General features: G+C 40.3%; 17 protein-coding genes and 1 pseudogene. 11 read left to right on the top strand and 7 right to left on the bottom strand.

Annotated features, from left to right (window positions below):
* Positions 1-98: 98 nt before the first annotated feature.
* Complete coding sequence (locus LC115_09745; GenBank protein MCZ2356946.1) at positions 99-1,208, bottom strand: IS5 family transposase; 1,110 nt, start codon at positions 1,206-1,208, stop codon at positions 99-101.
* A gap of 115 nt (positions 1,209-1,323) precedes the next feature.
* On the opposite strand from LC115_09745, the gene LC115_09740 reads away from it, so the two are divergent.
* The gene (locus tag LC115_09740; GenBank protein ID MCZ2356945.1) at positions 1,324-2,145 is read left to right on the top strand and encodes a 1,4-dihydroxy-6-naphthoate synthase; all 822 of its coding nucleotides are present in this window, start codon (positions 1,324-1,326) and stop codon (positions 2,143-2,145) included.
* Positions 2,146-2,153: 8 nt separating this feature from the next.
* Here LC115_09740 and LC115_09735 read toward each other — a convergent pair whose 3' ends face one another.
* Positions 2,154-3,692, bottom strand: coding sequence for a glycine--tRNA ligase (locus tag LC115_09735; GenBank protein MCZ2356944.1), 1,539 nt, complete (start codon positions 3,690-3,692; stop codon positions 2,154-2,156).
* Between the two features lie 275 nt (positions 3,693-3,967).
* On the opposite strand from LC115_09735, the gene LC115_09730 reads away from it, so the two are divergent.
* The 8 genes from LC115_09730 to LC115_09695 all read left to right on the top strand — a co-directional run bounded on the left by LC115_09730 (position 3,968) and on the right by LC115_09695 (position 12,590).
* Complete coding sequence (locus LC115_09730; GenBank protein ID MCZ2356943.1) at positions 3,968-7,603, top strand: PKD domain-containing protein; 3,636 nt, start codon at positions 3,968-3,970, stop codon at positions 7,601-7,603.
* A complete protein-coding gene (locus tag LC115_09725; protein MCZ2356942.1) occupies positions 7,600-7,890 on the top strand; it encodes a hypothetical protein in 291 nt (96 codons plus the stop codon). Before LC115_09730 ends, LC115_09725 begins: the two co-directional genes overlap by 4 nt.
* The gene (locus tag LC115_09720) at positions 7,863-8,198 is read left to right on the top strand and encodes a cell division protein ZapA (protein MCZ2356941.1); all 336 of its coding nucleotides are present in this window, start codon (positions 7,863-7,865) and stop codon (positions 8,196-8,198) included. The genes LC115_09725 and LC115_09720 overlap by 28 nt, the downstream gene beginning before the upstream one ends.
* A gap of 78 nt (positions 8,199-8,276) precedes the next feature.
* A complete protein-coding gene (gene rny / locus LC115_09715; protein ID MCZ2356940.1) occupies positions 8,277-9,863 on the top strand; it encodes a ribonuclease Y in 1,587 nt (528 codons plus the stop codon).
* A gap of 91 nt (positions 9,864-9,954) precedes the next feature.
* Positions 9,955-10,899: an SDR family oxidoreductase gene (locus LC115_09710; protein MCZ2356939.1), complete on the top strand. Its 945-nt coding sequence runs from the start codon at positions 9,955-9,957 to the stop codon at positions 10,897-10,899.
* Positions 10,889-11,440: a dTDP-4-dehydrorhamnose 3,5-epimerase gene (gene rfbC, locus LC115_09705; protein MCZ2356938.1), complete on the top strand. Its 552-nt coding sequence runs from the start codon at positions 10,889-10,891 to the stop codon at positions 11,438-11,440. Before LC115_09710 ends, rfbC begins: the two co-directional genes overlap by 11 nt.
* Before the next feature lie 106 nt (positions 11,441-11,546).
* Positions 11,547-12,041, top strand: coding sequence for a hypothetical protein (locus tag LC115_09700; protein ID MCZ2356937.1), 495 nt, complete (start codon positions 11,547-11,549; stop codon positions 12,039-12,041).
* 48 nt (positions 12,042-12,089) lie between these two features.
* Positions 12,090-12,590 (top strand): fasciclin domain-containing protein, encoded by a 501-nt coding sequence (locus tag LC115_09695; GenBank protein MCZ2356936.1) that lies wholly within the window; start codon positions 12,090-12,092, stop codon positions 12,588-12,590.
* A gap of 195 nt (positions 12,591-12,785) precedes the next feature.
* On the opposite strand, the gene LC115_09690 is transcribed toward LC115_09695, so the two are convergent.
* Together LC115_09690 and LC115_09685 are read right to left on the bottom strand one after the other, a co-directional pair.
* Positions 12,786-14,405, bottom strand: coding sequence for a S8 family peptidase (locus LC115_09690; protein MCZ2356935.1), 1,620 nt, complete (start codon positions 14,403-14,405; stop codon positions 12,786-12,788).
* A 113-nt stretch (positions 14,406-14,518) separates the two neighbouring features.
* Positions 14,519-15,814, bottom strand: a complete 1,296-nt coding sequence (locus LC115_09685; GenBank protein MCZ2356934.1) for an FAD-dependent oxidoreductase — start codon at positions 15,812-15,814, stop codon at positions 14,519-14,521.
* A gap of 187 nt (positions 15,815-16,001) precedes the next feature.
* Here LC115_09685 and LC115_09680 point away from each other — a divergent pair, with 187 nt between their 5' ends.
* Positions 16,002-17,063 (top strand): T9SS type A sorting domain-containing protein, encoded by a 1,062-nt coding sequence (locus LC115_09680; protein ID MCZ2356933.1) that lies wholly within the window; start codon positions 16,002-16,004, stop codon positions 17,061-17,063.
* Between the two features lie 12 nt (positions 17,064-17,075).
* Positions 17,076-17,621 carry an RsmD family RNA methyltransferase gene (locus LC115_09675; protein ID MCZ2356932.1) on the top strand — a complete coding sequence of 182 codons (546 nt, stop codon included), beginning with the start codon at positions 17,076-17,078 and terminating at the stop codon, positions 17,619-17,621.
* Here LC115_09675 and LC115_09670 read toward each other — a convergent pair.
* The 3 genes and pseudogenes from LC115_09670 to LC115_09660 form a co-directional block, all read right to left on the bottom strand.
* The gene (locus LC115_09670; protein MCZ2356931.1) at positions 17,602-17,913 is read right to left on the bottom strand and encodes a DUF721 domain-containing protein; all 312 of its coding nucleotides are present in this window, start codon (positions 17,911-17,913) and stop codon (positions 17,602-17,604) included. The genes LC115_09675 and LC115_09670 overlap by 20 nt on opposite strands.
* A 119-nt stretch (positions 17,914-18,032) precedes the next feature.
* Positions 18,033-18,644, bottom strand: a pseudogene (locus LC115_09665) (PKD domain-containing protein).
* 2,969 nt (positions 18,645-21,613) lie between these two features.
* Positions 21,614-23,479: a lysophospholipid acyltransferase family protein gene (locus tag LC115_09660; protein ID MCZ2356930.1), complete on the bottom strand. Its 1,866-nt coding sequence runs from the start codon at positions 23,477-23,479 to the stop codon at positions 21,614-21,616.
* Between the last annotated feature and the right edge of the window lie 180 nt (positions 23,480-23,659).

The following is a 23,659-nucleotide window of genomic DNA, read 5'->3' as shown; positions in this document are numbered from 1 at the left end:
TTTACGTCTTTTTTTGTGGGTGTGGGGTTTCATTTTTTATGTTTTTGCCCCTTTTTCGCCTCATTTTTACCAATTGGGCGTATTTTGGGCCTACAGGCTTAAAATAGCTGCATTTGAGGTGGTGCCGTTTTTGGTGTTAACATATTGTTTACTAATAGCTTAGGTAACCTATACAGGTTGTATGCAATTGCTTCCAGGGCGTGCTGGGCGTGGGTTTTGGCGATGCCCACATAGCGGGCGGTGCCGCCGCCGAACCAGCTTTTGGTGCCGGCAAAGGTGCGCTCTATTTTGTAGCGGTGTTTGCCGCAGAGTTGGTTGAATTTGAGTTGTAATTTTGTTAAGGGTTTGTTTTTCACTGCTTTATAACACACTCTATCTTTAAGTCCCTTCGCTTTGAGGTAGGTGGTATGGGCTTTGGATTTGTAGGCTTTGTCGGCATAGATGGCGACTTTTGGGGGAACTTGTGCCTTGGTTATCAATGTGTTAAAGTGGTTATGGTCATGGACGTTGGCGGGTGTGGTCTCCAGGGCAAGGACCAATCCGTTGCCGTCGGTAATAACGTGTTTTTTGTAGCCAAAGCGGGTTTCTTTGCCTTTTTTGAGCCAGCGGGCTTCGTCGTCCACGCCAGGTTGATTTACTTTAACAAGCTTTAATTCAGCCGTTTGTGTTTGTATAGCTTCTTCCGTTTGTTCGTTTTCTTTTCTGTCTTCGGCAATTTCGTAGGTGGGTTTTCCGGTGGGTTTGCGGGGGCTGTCGGTAATGGAGGCATCTATTATGCAGCCGGATTTTACCGTAATAGCATGTTTATCAAGCTGTTGGTTAAGTTCTTGCAACAGCAAGTCGTAGGCATTGCTTCCTGCCAGTTCGTTGCGGAAGCGGCACAGGGTGCTGTGGTCGGGTACTTCGTCTTCAAGACTCAGCCCAACGAAGGTCATCCAGCTTAAATCGGTGTTGGTCCTGTCTTCTATGTCTCTGTCGCTCAGGCTTTTATACCAAACGCCGAGCAGTAGCATTTTGAAAAGAATAATGGGGTTGTAGGCGGGTCTGCCGTCCGGTCTAAGCCCTTTTGGGTAGTGTTTTTGAAGTATTTTTACGATTGATTCCCAATCAATTACCTCATTTATTTGCTTTAGAAACGCGTTTTTAGAACTGCGTTTAGAAACGTAGGGCTGGCTAAAACTCATCTGTATTTGGGCGTGCTTTATCACACCACAAAAATAATAAATTATTTAATTAATTCAAAATCAAATAGTTAAATATTTTTATTCTTTTTGTCGTGCAACAGGCTCAGAATATACTTTTTAGTAACTTTGTGCGTTTTTTATGAACATTCCACCTATTCGAGTTGCCTTTAGTACATGCCCAAATGATACCTTCATGTTTGCTGCTTGGGCGAATAATTTAATAGATACAGAAAATATTGAAATAGACATAACGTTAGCTGACATTAAAGAACTTAATCAAATGGCGCGTTTTGACCAAGTAGATGTGTGCAAAGTTTCGTTTTTTGCCTATGCATTCTTGCGTCATAAATATGTTTTATTAGATTCTGGTAGTGCTTTAGGTCATGGCTGTGGCCCACTACTGATTTCCTATAAGCCCATAACCATAGATGAGCTACCCTTTTCAACTATTGCTATTCCGGGTTTAGATACTACGGCAAATTTATTACTCCAAAACTACTGTCAATACGTTGCACATAAGCGCGTTATGCTTTTCAGTGATATTATTCCTGCCTTAAATAGGCGCGAAGTTGATGCCGGAGTGATTATCCACGAAAGCCGGTTTGTCTATCAAGAACATGGCTTGTATCCAATTGTAGATTTAGGTGATTTTTGGGAAAAACAAACAGGGTTGCCAATTCCATTGGGAGGTATTATAGCTTCTAAGAGATTAGATTCCGAAACGGTAGAGCAGCTAAACAGGATATTACGCCGCAGTATTGAATATGCATTAGAAAATCCAGAAAAAGTGATGCCCTATGTCCGTCAATATGCCCAAGAAATGGACGATGAAGTGATAAAAGCGCATATCGAATTGTATGTAAACCAATCAACCATTTCTTTAGACGATAGAGGCCAAGAGGCCGTTAAGCAATTAATAGAAATGGCTGATAGTTTTACACTCATAGCCGGAGCTATCTAACGCACAGATTAGCCTTTTCGGCTACTTAAATTATTTTTAAAAAAAGTTTCTAACTGGGTAGTTGCAACACGTTCTTGCAGCATAGAATCTCTGTGCCGGACAGTAACTTTCTGGTCTTCATGGGTTTGATTGTCTATGGTGATACAAAAAGGAGTTCCTTTGGCATCCTGCCGTCTGTATCTTCTGCCGATGGTATCTTTTTCTTCGTAGGTAACGCTGTAATTTTTTCTTAGTTCAGAGGCTATTTGGGTGGCAATTTCGGGCAATCCATCTTTTTTTACCAAAGGAAAAACGGCAATTTTCACGGGGGCAACTTCCGGATGAAAAGACAAGACGGTTCTGAGAGCAGACTCGCCGGCTTCTGCGGTGGGAACTTCTTCTTCTCGGTAAGCATTACATAGATGCGTTAAAACGGTTCTATCTAAGCCGGCGGAAGTTTCTACTACGTAGGGAATAAAACTGGTTTGGTCATCAGGGTCAAAATAGGCCATTTTTTTACCGGAGATTTCTTGATGACGGCTTAAATCAAAGTCTGTTCTGGAATGAACTCCTTCTAATTCTTTGAAACCGAAGGGGAACATAAACTCTATGTCTGTGGCAGCGTCTGCATAGTGGGCAAGTTTTTCATGAGGTTTAAAACGAAGTTTTTGAGGTTCAATTCCCAATGATATATGCCATTGAAAGCGTGCATTTAGCCAATAGTTAAACCAAGTGTGCTGGGTTCCGGGTTTAATAAAGAACTGCATTTCCATTTGTTCAAATTCGCGCATTCTGAAGATAAACTGTCTGGCAACGATTTCGTTTCTAAAAGATTTTCCTACTTGGGCAATTCCGAAGGGAACTTTTAGCCGGCTGGACTTTTGCACATTCAAGAAGTTTACAAAAATACCTTGTGCAGTTTCGGGCCGTAGATATAAATCTTGTGCAGTTTCGGCCATAGAACCTAACTGGGTTTTAAACATTAGGTTAAACTGCCTAATATCTGTCCAGTTTTTAGAGCCTGTTTCCGGGTCGGTTATGCCAGCTTCGTCAATTAGGTTTTTCAATGCTTCCATATTATTTTGCTGCATTGCTTCTGTGTATTTAGCTAAAAGCACTTGGTGTTTTTGGGCATCACGGTTTCCTTTCAGAAAGCGCTGGTAGGCCTCGTCGGAGGGACTCCAGTTTTCTTTGGCAGCTTTTTTCTCCGTTTCTTTGATAGATTTTTGGAGGAGTTTATCCAGAAAATCTTCAATAAGTTGGTCTGCACGGTAGCGTTTTTTGGAGTCTTTGTTATCTATTAAAGGGTCATTAAAAGCATCTATATGGCCGGAGGCTTTCCAAACCAAAGGGTGCATTAAAATAGCGCTATCAATACCTACGATATTTTCATGGAGTTGGGTCATTTCTTTCCACCAAGATTCGCGGAGATTTCGTTTTAAAGCTGCGCCTAACTGCCCGTAATCATAAACGGCACTTAATCCATCATAGATTTCACTGGACGGGAATATGAAACCATGTTCTTTACAATGAGCAATAATCTTAGGGAATATTTCTGTGTAATTCATGTGGACAAAATTACTGTTCAGTACAATACGTTAGTGTATTTTAACAATTCTTCCATTAATTTTGCGGAACAAAAACTCTCTCAGTTTTTTGGAGTATATTTCAGATGAAATTTTGTATGAAAAGTTTTTATTCGAGGCTATGCGTGGGTATGGTTTTGTTGTTCTTTTTTTGTGATATTGGATTAAGTTACGCTCAGCCTTGTAGTACACCTATTGATTTTAAAGTTCGATATCGTTTGCGGTGCCTGCCGGCGGTACTTGTTGAGTTTAATGTGGTGAATAAACCTGCTAATAGCAGTGTACAGTGGTTTTTTGGCACTTCCACAGCTACAGGAGATACTGTTACTAAATTTTACACAGCTACGGGTGCGTATGACGTAACTATGGTAGTTACCTTTCAGGATAACTCTACTTGCACATTAACAAAAGCAGGTATCGTGCAGGTCAGTAAACCTATTCCGAAAATTACGACTGTCCCTGCTATCGACACTATTCAGTGCACTGTTCCGGCAACCGTTACATTTACAGAAAACTCACCTAACATAATTTCTTACAACTGGTTCATAGATGGATTACCTTACTCTGGCAAAACAGTTACCCACACATTTAATACACCGGGCTGCAAAGATATTATTATCACAATGATAAACTCTGATAGCTGTACTAATAATATTGACACAATTCGAAGAGTTGTATGCCTTTATCCACCGATAACCGGGACTATTACCCAAACGAAGAGCAGTGTATGTGTTCCTACTAATATTAAGTTTTCGCCGAACTTAACTCTAAATGGGCAAACAATTACCGGCTATAGCTGGAGTTTTCAGGGAGCTGTACCCTCAACCTCTACTGATTCGGTTCCACAGAATATTTTGTATAATACTGGCGGGACTTACCCTTTCGAGTGTAAAATAACAACGAGTAACGGATGTGTTACAACCCTTAACGACATTGTTACAGTAGGGGCCAGACCTCCGAGTACACTATCATTTACCATAGATACATTGGTTTGTATTCGGCAGCGCTCTGTTTATCGAAATACCACCATCGGCGCTGATACGTTACATGGCTCTTTTCTTTTTACCAACCATGGTGCAGGATCAATCATTACAAATCCTAACGACCCCCAAGAGGCTTGGGTTACTTTTGCCAATCAGGGAAGATATAGAGTTACCTTATTTTATTCTGATAATGGGTGCATTATTTCTAAAGATTCTTTCATAACTGTAATTGGCACAGCAGCTTCTATCTATGCGAATCCAAACGATTTGGCTATTTGTGTACCTCCAGATACTGTTCGCTTTACTACGACTAATGCAGGACCGGGAGCTACTTATCGTTGGGTAATTGTCAAAAACGGAACCACGCAACTTGTTCCGCCGACCCCTATAACGACAACAAACCCTTATTATACACAAACCTTTACAGATACCGGAGCTTTTGATGTCAAAATTATCATTACGGATTCATACGGATGCGTTGATTCCTTAACCCGTACGAACTATGTTCAGGTGGGGAAGCCTCGCGCTCTTATGACAACAGCACCTTTGGGGATACCTCCTGACGGAAGAACGGTTCGCATTTGTCTAGGAGAGCCTGTAAACCTTATTAGCTTAACAGAACCGAGTAATCTGTACCTAAGAAATTGGGAGATAACCAGCCCTGCCGGCCGTGTTAAGTTTTATGGAGGTGGTACCTATTTATTTACACCAGACACAATAGGGACGTATATTATTCGGCATATCATTTCTAATGGCTCATTTTGCCCGGATACTTCTGCTGCATATAGATTAGAAGTGCGGGGAGTTTTGGCTACTATTTCTGTAGATACTCTTTCCGGATGCCCTGGCTTAACTACACAACTACACTCAAATATCATAGCAAATTTTCCAACAAGTCAATTAGCTTATACATGGTCAGTAACACCGAATGTTGGAACCAGTTTTAATAACCCCTCTTTAGCCAATCCTACCCTTACAATAACAAACCCTATTTATCAAACCTATCAAGTTTCACTAATTGTCCGAAATATTGCCTCCGGTTGCACCACAGAAGTATTTTTACCGCAGCCAATTACTATCGGGACATTAGCATTCTTACAAATGCCGCCTAATGGGTGTAAAAATGAACCATTTTTAGGAACTTCTTCATTCCAATTAAATACTCCTACGGGTTATCAATGGTTGGTAACTTCCGCTAACCCTGTTTCTATTGTTAATGGAACTACTGATTCTGCCACAATAGTATTTGGAGATACTGGAGTTTATGTTGTCCAGTTAGTGGCAAATTTAGGTAACACTTGTTATGACACAATCTCCCAAACTGTAACTGTTTACGATGTAAAAATAGACAGTATATCAGCGAATCTACGCATAGCTGCCTGTGCAAGCCAAGTATGGAAAACGATTACTTTTCGTGCCTATTCTAAAGATCCATTTGCTCAATATGAATGGGACTTTGGGGACGGTAGCGGAAGTTGGTTTTCGTCAACAGACTCTATAAAACACGTTTACAAACGAAATGGCAACTTTAATATAAAAGTAATAATGACTGGTGTGAATGGCTGCCATGATACCCTGATTGTTCCTGACTTTATCTTTATAGATGGTCCTGTGGTGGACTTAGAGATTGTGAATAGCCAAGGGTGCGGAGTTGTTAATACAATGATAATAAACCGAAGCGACCGCTATACCAGACTCTTTCTGGACTTTGGGGACGGATCTCCGTTGGATACTATTAACTTTAATGTTCTATATCACACTTATCAGTTCCGCTATCTACCCCAAAATAATCGTTATATTGACACTTACCAACTTAAATTAGTTTTAAACGATGGAAGTTGTACAGCAGTAGATTCCAATTATTTAGTGCAGGTTTATCGTGTTCCGGACAATACTTTTTCTGTAACTCCTATATCCGGCTGCGAACCGTTACAGGTTACTTTAAAAGATAGTACCCAGTTTATTGCTACCAGAAATTGGTTTTTCGATGCTGACTCTATAGCCGATGACACCAGCCAAATCGTAAATAGGGTATTCACCTATGGAAACCATCACATACGATTAGAAACCATTTCACCCCAAGGCTGCCGAGATACCTCCGATACAATTATTACTGTTTTTCCAAAACCCGAATCTATGTTTGAAGTAACAGATACAGGTGTATGCTTATCTCGCCCAATTGGGTATTTGGATTTAAGTTATATTAAAGATAGCACCCCCTTAGGAATTAGAATTAACTGGGGGGACGGAACGCAGGAAACTACCACAGCCTCTGGCGGGCACATCTATAACACTCCGGGTCAATACACTATTACAGAGATTCTTACAAGTAGCCATGGCTGCAACGATACGTCATCCCAAACTGTAACTGTTTATGATCCGATTGTAGCGGATTTTGCTTCTAACCCGACTTATCCCAACACTTCACTTTCAGAATTTGCCGATTATTTCTTTTCCAACCAATCTTCTGTCAAGCCACCTGCTACAAGTTATGAATCTTTATGGGACTTTGGAGATTCTGTTACCACCACAGATCAAAACCCGAACCATCACTATGACACAGAAGGGACTTACAATGTCCGTCTGATTGTAGTAGATAATAACGGATGCAAAGACACCGTAACACACGGCCAATACCGCGTTATCGTAAAACAGATAGAAATTCCAGACGTATTCACTCCAAACGGAGATGGAATCAATGACACTTGGAAAGTAGCTTATAGAGATTTTCGACCGATTAAAATAACCATCGTAGATAGATGGGGAAATACCGTGTTCAAATCTCAAAACCCTACTACACAGTGGCGCGGAACAAATTTAAACAACCAAGATCTACCCGAAGGAATTTACTTCTATTACATAACCATAGAAAAAGAAGAATTTAAGGGAACCATTACCTTGTTACGATGAACCAACAACCTGATATAAAGCATCGAATTCATGAAAAACTGAATACGCTTGTTCTCTTATATCAAGAAGCATTACAGCACAACAGGTCTCTCGAACAAAAGGTATTGTCATTACAAGAGCAACTTAATTTTTGCCAAAATCAACTAAGTTTATTGGAAAATGAGGCAAAAAACCGTACATTTGCACAGCACATAGGTCAAGGTGAGGAGAAAAGCCAAATTCAGCACCAGATAGATAATTTGATTGCCGAAATTGACCTTTGTCTGAAACACTTGCAGGAAGAATGAACCCAGGATACCCAGCTCAAATAGAAATAACTATTCTAAATCGAAAGTTTCCGGTTAAAGTGAAGTCCCTTGAAGAAGAAACTTCACTAAGAGAGTCTGCAATCTGGTTAGAACAAGCCCTACAACACTATAAAAAACAATTTTTTGTGAGAGATGAAGTATATTTAGTACTTATGTGCTTTTTAGAGTTTGCCACAGAACGAAACCAGCTCCAAAAAGAAAATGAGGAACTAACAACCAACTCATTACAAGATTGGAATACCATCGAAAAATTGTTAGATAGTGCCCTGCCCGCAGGTATATCGTAGGCTGAAAATAGCCTAAAGTTTCAACCTCACTCTGTCTAAAAGTGCATTTTTAAACAAATGTATTAAGGACAAATTTTTATGGAAACTATCATTATCGTAGGCGTAGTAGCACTTATCTCGCTGATAATCGGATTACTTGTAGGCCGTTATCTACTATCCCAAATATACTCCAACATGGAGGAAGCCGCTCGCGCAAAAACAGAAGCTATCCTTTCCGAAGCCCAAAATAAAGCAGAAGCTATCCGAAAGGAAAAAATGCTCGAGTTTCAAGAAAAATCACAAGAAATCAAACTGAAACAAGAACAAGATGCTGCCGAACGAAACAACAAACAAAATGCGTTTGAACAACGGTTAAAACAAACCGAACAAAACCTGAACCAAAAGCAAGAACAAATAAAAAAAGAACACCAGCAATTAGACTCTGCAAAAGCCAGCCTTAAAGACCGAAGCGAACACCTTGAAAGAGAAAAAGAAAAATTAACAAATCAATCTAAAGAAATCGAAAAAGTACGTCAGCAACAGTTACTTCAGCTTGAAAAAATTGCCGGAGTTTCGTTAGAAGAAGCCCGCCAACAACTCATTGACTTAATCAAGGAAGATGCCAAAATAGCAGCTTCAGTTCAAGTAAAAGAGATTGTAGAGTTAGCCAAACTAAATGCTAACAAAGAAGCTAAAAAAATTGTTCTTCAAACGATTCAGCGCACAGCTGCCGAACAAGCCATTGAGAATTGTGTAACTGTCTTTGAGTTAGAAAGCGATGAGATTAAAGGACGTGTTATTGGGAGAGAAGGCAGGAATATACGTACCTTAGAAGCGGCAACCGGCGTAGAAATCATCGTAGATGACACCCCAAATGCCATCATGCTCTCTGCCTTTGACCCAGTACGCAGAGAAATCGCCCGCATTTCCTTACACCGCCTTGTCGCAGATGGTAGAATCCACCCAGCCAGAATCGAAGAAGTAGTCCAAAAAACAGCAAAACAAATTGAAGAAGAAATCTTTGAAACCGGCGAACGTACTGCCCTTGAATTGGGAATCTCCGGAATGCACTCAGAAATAATCCGTATGGTCGGCAGAATGAAATACCGCAGCTCTTACGGGCAAAACTTATTACAGCACTCACGAGAGGTAGCTAACCTATGCGCAACAATGGCTGCTGAACTCGGTTTAAACGTAAAATACGCAAAAAGAGCCGGCCTCCTGCATGATATTGGAAAAGTACCCGATGACAAACCTGAACTATCTCACGCCATGTTAGGAATGGAACTTGCCATCAAATATAAAGAACATCCCGAAGTTTGTAACGCTATCGGAGCGCACCATGATGAAATCGAAATGACCTCGATTATCTCCCCCATCGTCCAAGCCTGCGATGCAATATCCGGTGCCAGACCCGGTGCCAGACGCGAAATCGCCGAAAGCTACATCAAACGCCTCAAAGACCTTGAAACTTTAGCGAACAAATATCCTGGGGTTTCCAAAACCTTTGCCGTTCAAGCAGGCCGAGAACTCCGCGTTATCGTAGAAAGCGAAAAAGTATCTGATAAACAAGCAGATAACCTCGCCTTTGAAATTTCTACACAAATACAAAATGATATGCAGTATCCCGGCCAAGTTAAAGTTACAGTCATTCGAGAGCATCGCTCTATTGCTTATGCTAAATAAACAACCATTAGAGCTAAATTCCACGCAAAACTTTCAATAAGACGAAACGAAAAGCAGTTTTGCACGTATCTTTGCACTACCTAAGAGAGGTATGAAAAAAACTGTTTTAATCACCGGTGGCGCAGGCTTTTTAGGCTCACATTTGTGTGAAAGAATGCTGAAAGAAGGATTTAAGGTAATAGCTATGGACAATCTTATTACCGGATCCATCACCAATATAGAGCACTTATACGGGAATCCTGATTTTACTTTCGTCCATTATGATGTTACAAACTACGTTCACGTCCCTGGAGAATTACACTATATCCTACATTTTGCTTCACCTGCAAGCCCGGTAGATTATTTGCAACTGCCTATCCAGACCCTAAAAGTAGGTTCCTTAGGCACCCATAAAGTATTAGGCTTAGCAAAAGTAAAAGGAGCAAGAGTTTTAATAGCCTCAACATCAGAAGTTTATGGAGATCCATTAGAGCATCCTCAAAGAGAATCTTACTGGGGAAACGTAAATCCTATCGGCTATCGAGGTGTTTATGATGAAGCCAAACGCTTTATGGAAGCCATGACAATGGCTTATCATCGCTACCATAAATTAGAAACAAGAATAGTTCGAATCTTTAATACCTATGGTCCCAGAATGAGACTTCATGACGGCAGGGCATTACCCTCATTCGTTGGACAAGCATTGCGCGGAGAAAATCTTACTGTATTTGGAGACGGATCCCAAACACGCAGTTTTTGCTATGTTGATGATTTAATAGAAGGAATTTTTCGGTTACTGATGAGTGATATTTCAGAGCCTGTAAACATCGGAAACCCAGAAGAAGTAACTATTCTGCAATTTGCCGAAGAAGTTTTAAAACATATCAAAACGAATAGCTGTATAGAATTTAAGCCGCTTCCTCAAGATGATCCTAAGGTTAGAAAACCGGATATTTCCAGAGCTAAAGAATTACTTGGCTGGGAACCCACAATAAGCCGCTCCGTAGGATTAAAGAAAACCATAGATTTTTTTACCCGTAATACCAATGCCGTTTGAAATACAAAAAGCACCGATAGACGGTTTAGTGATTCTAAAGCCAGCCGTTTTTAAAGATGCAAGAGGTTATTTTAAAGAAACTTATCAAAAAAAAGACCTCTATAATGCAGGGATTCAGGAAGATTTTGTGCAGGATAATCTTTCTTTTTCTCAATACAAAGCATTACGCGGACTTCACTTTCAGTGCCCGCCTCATGGACAAGGAAAACTTGTTTCTGTGTTACTTGGCACTGTTAAAGATGTAGTTGTAGATATTCGAAAATCATCACCAACCTATGGAAAATACTTTGAGATAATTTTAAGCGATGAAAATCATTATCTATTTTATATTCCCCCGGGTTTTGCTCATGGATTTGTTGTGTTATCACCTCAATGTATTTTTTCCTATAAATGTACCAATTATTTCAATAAATCTTCTGAGGGTGGGCTTCTCTGGAATGACCCGAACCTTAATATTAACTGGGAAATAGAAGAACCTATTATTTCCGAAAAAGATACAGTTTATCCTACATTTGAAAGTTTTACTTCCCCTTTTGAGTAAAAACTTCGTTATTCGTGTATAAATTATATTATTGTAGCTGCGGAAGCATTACTTTTGTATTTAATTTTGGAATAGTTTTTGTTACGTTCTCTTGTAGTTTAAAAATATGAAAACAATTCGTACTGGATTATTGAGTATATTTTATCTCCTATTAGGAGTAAATTTCTTAGCCGCCCAAACTAATGAAATGCCGAGATTTAACCAAGGTATTGTAAATTACGTTACTTCGGTTATGGGTAAACAAGTTGCGCGGGGTGAATGTTGGGATTTGGCTAAAGAAGCCCTTGACAAGTATCAAGCACAGTGGGACGGGGCATTCAAGTTTGGGAGAGAATATGACCCCCAAAAGGAGACTGTATATCCGGGAGATATTATTCAATTTTGGGACGTTACTTTTAAATACGCCAAAGGAAATGTAACCTACACCGAAACGATGAAGCAGCATACGGCTGTTGTTTACAAGGTTATCAGCCCGGGTGTGTTGAAGATTGCGCATCAAAATACTTCAGAGGGGGGCAAAAAAGTTACTACTCACGAGATACGCATCAGCGATTTAGCGGCTGGCAAAATGCAGTTTTACCGGCCAATTCCGCCAAATTAATCTGGCATTATTGTTGCGCTACTGTAATAACTATATAATTATCTAATTATGAAACTCATTATGTTTAAGCAGTTTATCGTTATTTTTTTGCTTAGTTCTGTTGTGTTTGGGTACGCTCAACCCAGTATTCCGATGGTGCTCTCTGCACAAGGCAGACATAACACCTTTGTAGGATTACTCAAAGCATCCGGTTATTGGGATACATTTGAAACCAAAAGAGAATACACCATATTAGCTCCCAATGATGATGAGTTTTTAAAACTCCCCCCGGGTTTTATCGCAAGTTTGTATAAACCAGCTAATAAACAAAAACTATACAACTTAGTGAAAGCACACATAATTCCAGAAATACATGATATAAATAATCTTAGAACTGTTTCAGAAATCAAAACAATATCTGATTATAGTCTTAAAGTAGAGCATCAAGGTAGAGATATGTATGTAAATGGGAAACATATTACACACGGAGATATTCGTGCACGTAACGGAATTATCCATTCAATAGGTGGAATTATATTAATTAACGTAGATACTACCGCCACTAAGTAAAATCAGCAATTATAAAAAAGTATTGATGTTATTAGAATATCAATACTTTTTTGCTTGGAAAATCAGGTAGTTCTCCTAAGGGTTTCTTTTTTTGTTCTCTCTAAAATTTGAAACGGGTTGTTTATAGTTTCTATTTTCTATTCAGAAAACTTTATTGTGCTTTCTGAATAAAACAACCCCATAGAAAAACGCCTTTTAACGTTTGATGATTTTTTGGGAATAAGTGCCTTGATCTGTTACTACTTCAAGAAAATAGACACTTGGTGAAAGAGTATCTACGGAAATTTCGGTATCATAGCTTCCTGAAAGCGGATATTCTAAAACTCTTTTGCCTAATAAGTTGTATAGATAAACGACTCCTTTAATGCCCTCATTTCCAATGATATGCAGCCGGTTCTCAACTGGGTTGGGTAAAACGTTAAACTTCAAGGGTTGATTTTGGCTGTCAATAGCTGTTTGGGATAGACAAGCCAAGGCGTTTGCTGCATTGATACGGCCTGCTCCAAGCCTTCCGATATAGTCAGGATTTTTGGCCGAAATATCATCACAGGAAGACTTTAAGCAATTGATGATTTGGGTAGCCTTATAATCCGGCTTGTAAGAGCGCATCATGCCTACTAAGCTGGCAACGAGTGGCGTGGACATTGAGGTGCCACTTTGCTGAAAATAGGAAAGCATTGTACCGGGCACACTGCTTAGGATGTTGCTACCGGGAGCGCATACATCAATACGGCTATTTTTTCCTGCGTAGTTAGAATAACTTGCTTTAGTATCATTATTTTCGGTTGCTCCAACCTTAATGACGTACCTATAATCTCCAGGGAAAATAGGTAGTGTATCATTATCATTACCGGCAGCGGCTATCAATGCAATATCATAATCAGCAATGGCACTATTAATCAACGCTTGATGAACTCCTGCTCTTCCTGGCCCGCCCCAAGACATCGAAATAACTCTTGCGCCTGTGCGCATGGCATAGTCTAAGCCTTCATAACCAGCCTGTATAGTTTGCCCGCCTGAGGTGTCTTGGGCAGCTTTTACCGGCATAATAGCTAAGTTGTAACCCAATGAAGCAACGCCTATCCCGTTATCGGTAACTGCACCGGCAATTCCGCAGGTATGTGTACCATGGGAAAATAGAAAAAAATTTGCATTAGACGGAGGGTTCGGGTCGTTATCCATATCAGCTACATCATAACCATTTACATCATCAACATATAAGTTCATGTCGTCATCAATGCCGTTATCCGGTATTTCATTTGGGTTTGTCCAGATAGCCTCTTGTAAGTCTTCATGGGTAATAGCGCAAGCGTCATCTACCACAGCAAGCAAAATATCCATCTGTGGACGATGAATATCCCAAGCTTGTTCCGCTTTTACGACTTTTAAATATGCTTGACTTTGTGTATAGCGTGGGTCATTAGGCTTGTACATAGAATACATAATTGGTTTTCTCTCTGCAAATTCTACGTCTTTTAGGCTTTGTAAGGCATTGATAAGCTCCTCTGTACGGCCAACTTGTGAAAAGTTTAGCTCATATATCCGCTGAATAGTGGGAGTTGGGGTTTTAAAGGGCTGAAATAATTTTGTAACTCCATATTGGCTAAAAATTTGCGTGAATTTTTCCGGATTTTGAAGTTTTTCTGAACTACCAGAATCTGAAAAAGGGGTCAATTTTAGGTTTGATTCATTGCGGATTTTTAAATAGAGCACTCCATCATAGTACCAAGGACGTTGAGATAATGGCTGTGCTTGAATATTATTTTGAGAAAAAAATCCCAAAACGAGAGTAATATAAAGAAATAATCGAAACATATAAAAATTTACCTCCGAAATTAATGGCCAAAGTAGCGAATCTGTAACCTTTTAAGATATAAAAAAAGCTATTTTTTTAAAATATTTTTATTTTCTTGTTGTAAATCAAATAGTTATGATTTTAGTAAAAATTGGTGGATTCCGTGTGCCGCTTGCTGGCCTTCTGCTACGGCAAAAACCACTTCTTTGCCTCCATTTCTGGTATCACCGCCAGCAAAAACTTTTGGGTTTCCGGTTTGCATTATATCATTTGTAATAACTTTTCCAGAATCATCTAAGGTTAGCCCGTTAATTTGCCTTAGCCACTCGATTTGTTTTCGTTGGCCATTAGCTTTCAGCACATAATCACATTGAATTATGATGCGAGACTTATCTTGATGCACAAATTCTACGCCTACTACCTGTTCTTCACCCAAAATTTGCACCGGAGTAACGTTAAAAATCATTTCTACGCCGGCATTTTGGGTGTGTTGATATTCAAAATCATAGGCGCTCATTTCGGATTTATCTTTGCGATAGGCTAATACAACACGTTTTGCCCCTAAACGGGAGGCTTCCGAAGCTGCATCCATAGCGGTATTTCCTCCGCCAATAACCACAACGTTACCTTCTAAAATAAAATGATGCTGATAACGTCTCAGGGATTCTATCATCTCTACGGCTCCCAAAACGTGCGGGATATTTTCACCGGGAATATTTAGTTTGTTAGTACCACCCAACCCAATTCCTAAAAATACAGCATCATTGTGATTTAATACCTCTTGAATTTCCTCCTCTGATTTAATGTAAGTATTTGTTTTAATGGTAATTGGGAGTTGCTTGAGTAGCCAGTTTATTTCAGCTTCAACAGCTTCATTGGTTATTTTATAGGGAGCTGTTCCGAAGATAAGTAGGCCGGAAAGTTTATCTTTGCCCTCTATAAGGGTTACTTCATGTCCCAGATAAGCAAGCTCTAAGGCGCAAGCTAATCCGGCAGGACCAGCACCTATAACGGCAACTTTTTTATGGGTAGGTGGGTTTGGTTTCCATAAAATAGTACCGCTTTCAATGGTTTTTCTGGCTGCAAACTCCTGTAAACGGCCAATCTGAACAGCCGGCATATCTTGTTGGGTATAAACACAAGCACCCTCGCATAATACTTCCGTGGGGCAAACACTCCCACAGCTGGCTCCTAACCAATTAGATGAAAAAATTGTCTTTCCTGCCTCTGTAGGTAAATTACTCTGAATCTGCCGAATAAATAAAGGAATATTAATCGCTGTTGGGCAAGCTGTTATGCAAGGCGCATCATGACAAAACAGACAACGGGCGGATTCTTGATACGCCTGTGTATCCGTCATTGGTGGGTTAAACGGAGCAAAGTTGATTTTAAATTCCTCTTCGTTCGCGGGGGGATTGTAATGTGCCATAAAATTACGCGCTAAAACTGACCGCCAAGTTAAGAATTATTAGCAATAAATTTCATCAAAATACGGATAAAATCATAGACTTACATCATAATAAAAGCAAAAATAACGCTCAAAATAACCTTTGAAAGCACCAAAAGAAAAATTGAACATTTTTATTTGTAGCTTGCGAAACCTATTTGAAAAACTTATGAAGGCCGCTTTTAATTATTGTTTAGTTTTATTTGGTTGCTTATTAGCAAGTAATTATACTTATTCTCAGATAACACTTGTGTCATCTGACCTTGCGCAGGTTGGGGATACTGTTACCCGGTATGTGGATACCCTCACCACCATTACGCCGGGTGCCGCAGGTGCAAACGTTACCTGGACACTCACCAATGCAACTGCACGAGTAACCGAAACGACCAAAGTAATCGCCCCTTCAGCTACCCCTCATGCCGCATCCTTTACAAACTCAAATATCGCCATGACCAATGATAACCAAAATTATCTTTACTTCAATAAATCTTCCGCAGACTTTATCGCAACTGGTTTAGCCGGAAATTTGCTGAATAACGGAAGTACAATCGTAGCTCCCTTGAACCCTACTTTAACAGCCAATGTTTTTCCATCTACCTATGGAACAACCTTTCAAGATAATTACGGTATGGATGTTACCACAAGTGGTTCCTCTTTTGGGGTAAACTCAGTTCGTTTTAAGCGGGCGGGAGTCTTATCAGATACAATAGACGGCTGGGGAAGCTTAGTTACGCCGGTCGGCTCTTATCAAGCCTTACGCATCAAGCATACTGACCGCACAATAGATACTACTTGGATCAAATTACTACCTATTTCACCTTGGAGTGTCTATAGCACCAAAAATACTACCACTATTAGCTACTCTTGGATGGCTAAAAATGCAAAATTAGCGATTGCAGAACTTGCCTACGACACACTGGGAAATCCAAAAAGATTTACTTGGTCAAGTTTAACCTTAACTACCGGTATTTCTGAAAATACGTTAAATAACACCATTCAACTTTTTCCAAATCCAGCCAGTAGTTATTTTGACTTTAAACTTTCAGATGAATCTACTTCTTTAAATGGTTTTATCCAAATAGAAAACAGTATTGGTCAAACGGTTTACAAAGAAGCTATATCGAGCCAAACCGGACGTATTTTCTTAGATAAGATTCAGCACGGAGTCTATTTAGTTCGAATTATGACAGAAGACGGGCGGAGTTTTTACAATCGTCTGATTATTAATTAAGTAATATATTTTATGCGTATTGTTGGCGGTTTATATAAACGAAGAATCGCTAAAATTCCGCAAGGTCTTCCTACTCGCCCAACCACAGAACGCACTCGAGAGGCTCTCGCCAGCATTATCGAAAGCCGCTTAGACCTAAGTGAAGCTAATGTCTTAGATATTTTCTCCGGAACGGGTATGGTTACCTTAGAACTTATTAGCCGAGGTGCTACCCAAATTACATCTGTAGATAAATACGTTGGTTGCCTAAATTGCTTACGACAAAATCTTAACTTGCTGAAAATTAATACAGTCCCAAACTTGATACAGCAAGAAGCTATTCAATTTTTAACGGAAACTACTGAGCAATACGATGTTATTTATGCAGATCCGCCATATAATTGGAATGCTACTGCGGCGATGTTAGAGTTGATTTTTTCCAAAAAACTACTTTCCTCCGAAGGCTTGCTGATTTTAGAGCACATAACTAATGCAGGGTTTGATTTTAGGCCGGAGTTTATTGCCTCACGCAAGTACGGAACTACTGCCCTCAGCTTATTCAGCCCGGTACAGAGTTAGATAGCTCTATACTAATGTTCCGAATAACATCTTTACCAAGATGTCTATTTAAGTTAGTTTGTAACGTTTGTTTTGCGTAGGTTAATTCCGTTTGAATAACAGAATTTTGTACAAAGATTGTCAAATTACCTTGTTTAAAAAGGACAGAGTGAATATCTTGTACCAATCTACTTCCCATCCATTGAGGTAAGTTTTGTGCAATTTGATGCGAAATAAGATTATCGCCCCAGCCTGCTTTTTGCTGCCACAGTTCTATTGCCTCAGCTATAGAATATAAGTTTCTCCCCTTCACCACAGCATAGAATTACACGAACTCCAAATTGATTGTTCAAAAAACGCTTAGTATTTGTTCAATTTAAAGTGAGCAACTCCATTATGGTTGTAGATATGTACTTGATACAAGCCGGGAGGTAGTTCGGTTACGGGAACACTAACAATACCTCCATTTTCCGGAAGTATTACCGACTGAACTTCGCGACCGGAAATATCCATTAAAACAGCTTTTTGCCAGCCGGAAATATTTTGTAAATCAAGTTGTACGGTATGGTTAGCTGGGTTCGGGTACATCTTCACTGACCTACTTACCAAATCCTCTATCCCCACAGCAGTCATTACCACAACAATTTTGGTTGTAGAATCTGAGCAGTTATAGTTTGAGGCGATAAGCGTTACGGTATAAGTTCCGGGAGTAGAATAAGCGTGCTCTGGATTTTCGTTTGCAGAAGTAGTGCCATCTCCAAATTTCCAAAGATATTGTTGTGCATTGGTACTTTGGTTCGAAAAAGTAACCGTTCCTTGGCTGGGTAGCCAAATTGTATCTGCCGAAGCCGTAAAGCCTGCATCTACATTTGTAGTGGCACAGTCTAACAAAATATTTACTACTTTAAGCACTGTATCTGTGCATATTCCGTTACTCACGACCATAAAAACAACTTTTTCGCCGGGGGTTGTGTATGTGTGGGTAGGATTTTGGCTAAAAGAAACATTGCTGCCGTCGCCAAAGTTCCATAACCAGCTACTTGCTCCGGTAGATTGATCTTGGAACGTTACCGATGTATTTATTGGAGCAGAAGCAGGTACGTTAAAATTTGGGTTAAGTAAATTACCAACCGTAATCATCACTGAATCTGTACCGGAGCAACCCTGTGCATTTACGGAAATAACCTTATACAAACCGGTAGCAGTTATTGGTAAAAACTGGTTTGATCCAACGATATTTCCGTTGAGTGTCCATGTATAAGTAGCATTTGAGGTTTGAGCTACCAGAGAGGGCAAGCCTCCTTTGGGGCAAAGCTGACGGTCAGGACCAAGATTTTCGGTTATTTCAGTAATCGTTAAGTCCATAAAGTCTGTTCCAGAGCAGCCGGAGGGTTTGGTAACCACAACGCTATAACGGCCGGGTAAGTTTGGCTGAATAGTTTGGCTTGTGCCTACCGGGATTCCGTCTCTTGTCCAGTTATATCGTGAACCCGGATAGCCTGCATCTAACAACTGCGGAGAAACCCCAGCACAAACAACTTGATTTCCACCCAAATTTACGATCAAATTAGGAACGAGTGTCAGGTTAAATGTATCTCTTCCGGAACAACCGCCGCCATAACTAACTGAAACTATGTATTGTCCAGCTTGATTCGCTGTTAAAGTAGGTGAATTTCCCATAAAATTCCCATCTCGAGTCCATGTAACCGTTGAATTTGGATATTGTGCAACTGAAAGTTCCGGAAAGGGATCTGAATGACATAATGTATCGTCTTGACCAAGTGAAATGGTTACTTGATTTATGACCGTAACTACAAAAGTATCTATACGAGAAAGGCCGCAGCAAGTTGTCGTTTGTAAATGAACGGGATAAGTTCCTGGTGTTGAAAAGGTTACATTTCCAGGATTTTGTTGATTATATGTGGTGATGCTGCCTCCGGGAATCTGCCAAGTATAGCTAAATGCAGTTGCAGTTGTAGAAAAGTTAATACTACTTCCAGCGCAAATAGTAGAAGCCGTTGCGTCAATAATCGGTTTGGGAAATAAAGTATTGATATTGACAAAGTCTGAGTAGGTAAAAGGGATACCGTCTATTCTGAGAACAATGGTTTTGAAGCCAAGTACATCATATTCTACGGATACAGTATTTCCTGTAGCTGATGCTGGATTTCCGGCAAGATTCCACTCAATAATAGCGCCAGTTGCTGTTGTTGATAATTGAATTGGGGCGTTTGTGCATCCGGTGTAAGTTACGGTTATAGGTGCTTCAAGTGGTTCATAGGTAGAGAAATAAAGGGCTGGTACTCCATTTGGGTCTTGGAAGAAAGGTATATTGGGACCTACTACGCCGTTTCCGCCGTTTCCGCCATTTCCGCCGTTTCCGCCATCTCCGCCGTTTCCGCCGGCACCGCCTTCGCAGCCTGAACCTTTTCCGTTGTTTACGATACGGTCATTTCCGCCTTGTCCGCCAAAGCCTCCGCCGCCGCCCATTCCGCCTACACCGCCTTTACCAGCTTTGCCGCCGCCTTCTGTTTGTAGTACACAATCTCGGATTAAGCCACGTGGGCCGGAGTTCCAGCAAAATATTGCAAAGGAGCCGCCGCCGTTTGTACCGGCTGTTCCTTTGGTTCCTGCTTGGCCACCTTCTCCGCCGCCGCCGCCGCCAGCACCGGAACTATTCAGATCTCCAATAGAAAGTATCGTTCCGTGTCCTGGGTCAGGTACACAACCAATAGATCCGCCGCCGCCGCCGCCGCCGCCGCCGCTACCATTAGAGGCATCGGTACCATTTTGGGGGTTAGTGGGATTAAAAAAGCCATTCGCATAAATGCTATCTCCGGCTACGCCGTCAGCACCATTGTTGCCTATCTGGCCGGCTACACCATTTCTGCCCCAGTAAATAGTATCTAAGGAAGGGCAACTTGCTAAGAAAGAGATTATATCTTGGGGTGTTAAGGCGTTATTACAGTAACAGAGGCCATCTGATCCGGAACCGCCTGTGCCAGGTGCAGTACCACTGCCAGGGAGACCGTCTAAACCATCTGGTGCAGAAGCTACATTCGGATCACATAAGTTATTAATATCAATACTACCTGTTCCGCGTTGAGCACCGTTACCGCCGTTACCGCCTGCACAGGAAGTGCCTGACCAACTTTTTCCCCCTAAGCCACCATCTAATGTGAAAGGAGGTAATACAGGGTCTGCTCTACGGCTACCCAGCTTACCATCCTGCCCGGGTGCACCTGCAGCTCCATTTTGACCATTAACGCCATCAATTCCATCGCCACCTTTTCCTGTACGAATTTGGCAGCGAACAATGGAGTAAGCAAAGCATCCATTCAGGTAAATACCATAAACACTTATTCCGCTTGCTGGTGCATTTGCTACGCGAACCCGAACGTCTTGTAGCCGAAAATAAGACCGATTAATGCACTCTATCCCAATAAGTCGGGCTGGATTTGGTTGAACATTTGAGTCATTTCTATAAATTACCGTAGAATCTGCATTTGTTTTTGACCAGCCTGATAATGGTAAGAAGCCGCCCTCAAGCGTTATACTGTCTTTCATTATTAGCGGGTTACTGATTGTATAATTTCCTACAGCTACACGAACAATTGGATTTTGGTTAGAGGCTAACTGGATTCCGTAAATTAAACTGGCTGGATTTGATTTTGTGCCAACTGTACCCGGTGCACCGTTAGATGCTCCTCCCGGGGTTACATATACTATTCCACATTCCTGCGAGTATCCAACATTAAAAACCAATAATACTGCTGCAAGAATAAAATAGAAGTGCTCTCTCATAGTAAATTTACGCAATTACGAAAACAAAGGTACAAGATTTTAAAAACCGTAATTGATTTTGTTTTTGAAATGTTAAAGATAACTAAGCATTGGAAAAAAAAAGTTCCTGAGTTATGTTTGGGGATTTATTAACTTAAATAACTAAGCTATAAGTCTATTTGTTTTTTAGGAAAACAATCGGAGTCTTTTGTTGAATTGTTTGGAGTAACTTATGTAGTCGTTGTGATGTTGCTTTGAGGTTCATTAGGGTTTCTATTTTCTTGATGATAAGCTAAATAACTCTGTAATGCTTCTTGGCCGCCAAGATATTTTTTTAAAATACCCTGATTTGCATTGGGCAAATCAACATAAATAAGGGCATCTAAAACGTTGTTAAAGTCCGGATCTACATTAAATGCGATTAACTTTCCGCCTAATTTCAGATAATGCCGCAATAGAACCGGTATGTGTAACTGACTTCCTTCGATTTCTTCTACGATACGAGAAACTTCATCTAAATTATTAATAACAAATGCGTTATAGAATTCTCGTTTGGTGCGGCGGCTGATTTTATAAGGATGAATCGGGCGTACAAATTGAGTAAATTCTCCACCTATATTGTGATCTGTTAAAAAAGAAACAATAAAATCTTTTGATAGTGGATGAAAATCATTAGAGAGGCTAACCGGTCCAAATAAATAACGATATTTAGGTTCTTTTAAAATAAACTGGCCGATTCCCATCCAAAGTAACATCAGGGGAGCAAATGATTTTTGGTATTCCTCTCTGATGAAAGAGCGCCCCATTTCGAGTGCCGGAGTGAGTTTTGTAAATAAATCAGGTGTTATTTTAAACAATGTAGAGGTATAAAGCCCTGACACACCGTGTGTTTTAATAATTTCATCTGTTTTCCCGATTCTGTAAGCTCCTACAATACAGGATTTTATGGTGTCCCAAATGATTAGGTGGTGATACCAGTTATCGAAGTCATCTAAATCGAGGGAATGTCCTGTGCCTTCACCGGCGTTTCGGAACGTTATTTCACGCAGGCGAGCAATTTCTCGCAGTAATAGCGGGCATTGCTGGGCTTGGAAGCACCACAACTGAAAGTGTGTTTGCTCAATAAGTTTCTGTGTTTCCGGTAAAGTATTGAGTTCATAGCGTAGCCGTTCAACCGGCGTTTCCGAAATAACGGGTGCTGTATTTTTGGGTGGCTGGCGCATCCAGTTTTTGAGGCGTTGCCAACTAAATATTGGCTTTTGATTCCGCGCACCTAATAAATAGGTTTTTGACTTTAAATAATGATTTAGTGCAACGGGATCCTGAATAGTGGCGATTTTTTCGGGCGTAATTATTTTTCCTACCTGATAGCTGATTTTTTTACAGTTCGGATTAACGAACTCTCTTACCAGCAAAGCAGTACGTAGTCTTGGATGAATAATTCCAGCCATCTGAAACAGTAAACTGTTTCGCCCTTCAAAAAATATAGGGACAACACTTGCCTGCGTTTTTTGGATTATTTTGGCAATACTGGGATTCCAGTCTAACTCTTTGATACGACCGCTTTTTAGTTCAAAGGCAGATACCTGACCGGACGGAAACACGCCAACCATACCACCTTGTTTTAGATAGCCAATCAAGGCTTTTAATGGAGCTAAATTGGCCTGAACCGAGGCAGGGCTTTCAAAAGGATCTACTAATATCAGATTATCTCGAAGTTCCTCTATTTTTTCCAATAAAAAGTTCCCGATAATTCTATAATCTGAACGAATCTGGCTCATTAGGCGAAAAAGCAGCATCGCTTCAATACCTCCAAAGGGGTGATTAGCCACAAAAACCACAGGTCCTTTGATTTCCTGCAAAATAGTAATAGTCTCTTGGGGCATTTCAAAAGAAATCCCCAGTAGGTTTAATACTCGTTCGCTAAAATCTCCGGCACTGCTATTTTTATCTCGTGATTCTTCATATATTTGGTTCAATGCCTTGATACCCAGCAGTTGCTCCACCCCCGGTTGAATTAGCCGGTATAAACCTTTTAGCAAAGGAGAAACGGCTATGGCAGATGTGTCCACTAATTTTTGCTCGGAACGTTTCATATTGATTTATAGTAAACGCATCTCACTCACGCAAAAATACTGATTTCTGTTTGTAAAACAAATAGTAACCCAAAATAATAATTTAGGATAACTTAAAAACATAAAAAAGAGATGGATATTATTTGAGAGGTTGTTTAAAAATGGTGTAAAAATTGTTAACGTATTTAATATCACATGGTT

Source organism: Bacteroidia bacterium (genome assembly GCA_026932145.1).
Lineage (GTDB): Bacteria > Bacteroidota > Bacteroidia > J057 > JAIXKT01 > JAIXKT01.
Note: the sequence above shows the minus strand (reverse complement) of the source record. Positions and strands in the feature narration are given on the sequence as shown.

What these genes read in the sequence shown, in the direction of transcription:
- LC115_09675 (MCZ2356932.1), top strand. Translation starts at nt 17,076, where the DNA reads ATGCGTATTGTTGGCGGTTTATATAAACGAAGAATCGCTAAAATTCCG.
- LC115_09660 (MCZ2356930.1), bottom strand. Translation starts at nt 23,479, where the DNA reads ATGAAACGTTCCGAGCAAAAATTAGTGGACACATCTGCCATAGCCGTT.
- LC115_09680 (MCZ2356933.1), top strand. Translation starts at nt 16,002, where the DNA reads ATGAAGGCCGCTTTTAATTATTGTTTAGTTTTATTTGGTTGCTTATTA.
- LC115_09685 (MCZ2356934.1), bottom strand. Translation starts at nt 15,814, where the DNA reads ATGGCACATTACAATCCCCCCGCGAACGAAGAGGAATTTAAAATCAAC.
- LC115_09735 (MCZ2356944.1), bottom strand. Translation starts at nt 3,692, where the DNA reads ATGAATTACACAGAAATATTCCCTAAGATTATTGCTCATTGTAAAGAA.
- rny (MCZ2356940.1), top strand. Translation starts at nt 8,277, where the DNA reads ATGGAAACTATCATTATCGTAGGCGTAGTAGCACTTATCTCGCTGATA.
- LC115_09690 (MCZ2356935.1), bottom strand. Translation starts at nt 14,405, where the DNA reads ATGTTTCGATTATTTCTTTATATTACTCTCGTTTTGGGATTTTTTTCT.
- LC115_09740 (MCZ2356945.1), top strand. Translation starts at nt 1,324, where the DNA reads ATGAACATTCCACCTATTCGAGTTGCCTTTAGTACATGCCCAAATGAT.
- rfbC (MCZ2356938.1), top strand. Translation starts at nt 10,889, where the DNA reads ATGCCGTTTGAAATACAAAAAGCACCGATAGACGGTTTAGTGATTCTA.
- LC115_09695 (MCZ2356936.1), top strand. Translation starts at nt 12,090, where the DNA reads ATGAAACTCATTATGTTTAAGCAGTTTATCGTTATTTTTTTGCTTAGT.
- LC115_09710 (MCZ2356939.1), top strand. Translation starts at nt 9,955, where the DNA reads ATGAAAAAAACTGTTTTAATCACCGGTGGCGCAGGCTTTTTAGGCTCA.
- LC115_09725 (MCZ2356942.1), top strand. Translation starts at nt 7,600, where the DNA reads ATGAACCAACAACCTGATATAAAGCATCGAATTCATGAAAAACTGAAT.
- LC115_09700 (MCZ2356937.1), top strand. Translation starts at nt 11,547, where the DNA reads ATGAAAACAATTCGTACTGGATTATTGAGTATATTTTATCTCCTATTA.